3 protein-coding genes are annotated in these 2,043 nt (G+C 65.3%); 1 reads left to right on the top strand and 2 read right to left on the bottom strand.

Going from position 1 to position 2,043, the window contains the following annotated elements; translation table 11 throughout:
• Positions 1 to 225: response regulator (locus tag VF497_RS12455; protein ID WP_330889163.1), on the top strand; the 225-nt coding region annotated here is incomplete at its 5' end.
• Positions 226 to 233: 8 nt separating this feature from the next.
• Here VF497_RS12455 and VF497_RS12450 read toward each other — a convergent pair.
• On the bottom strand, positions 234 to 872 hold the full coding sequence (locus VF497_RS12450; RefSeq protein WP_330889162.1) for a response regulator transcription factor: 639 nt from the start codon (positions 870 to 872) through the stop codon (positions 234 to 236).
• Between the two features lie 176 nt (positions 873 to 1,048).
• Positions 1,049 to 2,043, bottom strand: a 995-nt coding sequence (locus VF497_RS12445; RefSeq protein WP_330889159.1) for a putative porin, incomplete at its 5' end; no start/stop codon positions are given.

The raw sequence follows: 2,043 nt of genomic DNA, 5'->3' as shown, positions 1-2,043 counted from the left end.
CTGTTGCTCGACGCGCACCTGGACGGCATCGAGGGATCCGATCTCTATCCGCAATTGTGCGCACTCTGGCATGCCGCGCCGCCGGTGATCCTGGTGACCGCCGAGCGCGACGAGGCGCTGCGCGCGCACGCGCTCGAATGCGGTTGGGGTTTCCTGCCCAAGCCGGTGAAGCCGCCCGCGCTGCGCGCGCTGATGACGCAACTGCTGCTGCGCAATGCCGGATGAGGCTGCCGTTATGGCATGCCTTCGGACTCCAGCGCCCTGACCAGCACCGCCGCCTGCGTGCGGCTGTGGCATTCCAGCTTCTTCAGGATGGCGGTGACGTGTACCTTGACCGTGTTCTCGGCCAACCCCAGCTCGTATGCGATCTGCTTGTTGAGCAGTCCGTCGGTGAGGCACAGCAGCACGCGGAACTGCTGCGCGGTCAGTTGCGCCAGCCGTGCAGCGAGAATGGCGTCCTCCTTGGAACGTTCGGCCGTCAGCGCCGGAAACCAGGTGCCACCGTCGAGCACCGCCGCCACTGCCTCGCCGATCGCCTCGGCCGGAGACGATTTGGGAATGAAGCCGGCCGCGCCGAACTGCTGGGCACGGCGGATCACCCGTGGCTGATCGTTCGAGGAGATGACCAGCACCGGGATATCCGGCCGCTCGACGCGCACGTACAGCAGCGAGGAGAAGCCGCGCGCGCCCGGCATCGCCAGGTCGAGCAGGATCAGCTCTGTCTCCGGATGCATCGCCAACACTTCGCTCAACGTGGCGGCGCTGGACGCCTCGAGCACCGTCACCTGCTGCAGCGCATTGCGCAACGCGTGCAGTACCGCGGCGCGGAACAGGGGATGGTCGTCGGCAACAAGGATGATGGGTGCCGTCATTTGGACCAGTCTGCCATTTCGAAGGCCGTTTTCCTCTAACTCTTTCGTAGTATTTCCACCGCACCGTGGCCGGGAATCGGATTCTCGCCGCTGGTTCCCTGCGGTCGCGTTCGTTCGGCTTCCGCCCGCCCCGAGGCGGGCGGAAGCTCCTGCTGGCCGCAGCGAAGACCCGCGGTTCAGAACGTGACCAACAACGCCAGGCGGAAACGGTCGAGCCAGTCGCGCGAGTCGAATGACGGCGTGTCGTAAGCGTTCTTCGGCTTGTAGTGCGCCCAGGTCGCGTTGAGCGAGGTTCCCGGAAACAGGACATAGTCGGCGCTGAGCATGTGCTGGCGGTAGTTCGTCGCCAGACTGGTGTTATCGTGCGAGAACGCGGAAAACACTGCGTCGGTTTCGGCGACGGCATAGCCGTAGCCGACGCGCCAATCGCCGACCTTGCTTGCGCGGCCGAGCAGGACATCGACGCCATAGCCCGTGTCGGCGTCGGTCGCCGCGCCGAAGTTGTGCACGTAGTCGCCGACGATGCGCAGCGGCCAGCGCTCGCCGAATCCGGTGTAGGTCGCACCGGCGATCACGTCGCCGAGATGGAATTCCGAGAGGTAGGTGCCGTTCGGCTTGCGCAGGTTGGTGCGATAGTCGCCCGCATCCGCGCCGGCCAGGCTGCCGAGCGAGTAGTGGTAGTACGCCGCGGCAGCGTCGAATTTCCATGCGCCGAGTGCCGACGTCTCGTAGACGAACTGCGCGCCGGCCATCGTGCTTTCCGAACCGACCGCCTGTTCGTCGATGATGTAGTAGAGCGCGTTCGCCTTGAACGCGCCGCCGCCGGCCAATGGCAACTTGTAATTCATGCCGATGCCCTGCGGCGTGACGTCGCCGTCCCAGACCAGATCGGTGCGCACGAACGGCTGCGGAATCTTGCCGCCGTAGAACTGTGTGCTGCCGTAATCGAGTTTGACGTAGGCGAGGTCGAGGCTGGTCTGGAACTTGTTGCTGAAATTCGAAAGCTGCACGTCGGTGCTGTTCGGATCGTTGAAGTCGCCGGTGACTGCGCGCGCGCCGACGCTGACGACGTCGTTGACGGCGTAGGTAACGCCGAGACGACCGCGCACCTGCCCGCTGTGCCGGTCATTCGCATGGTCGTTGGAGCTGTCGCGCTGCACGCGCAGGCGCA

This window comes from Rudaea sp. (assembly GCF_036383415.1).
In the GTDB taxonomy this organism is placed as follows: Bacteria; Pseudomonadota; Gammaproteobacteria; order Xanthomonadales; family Rhodanobacteraceae; genus Rudaea.
Note: the sequence above shows the minus strand (reverse complement) of the source record. Positions and strands in the feature narration are given on the sequence as shown.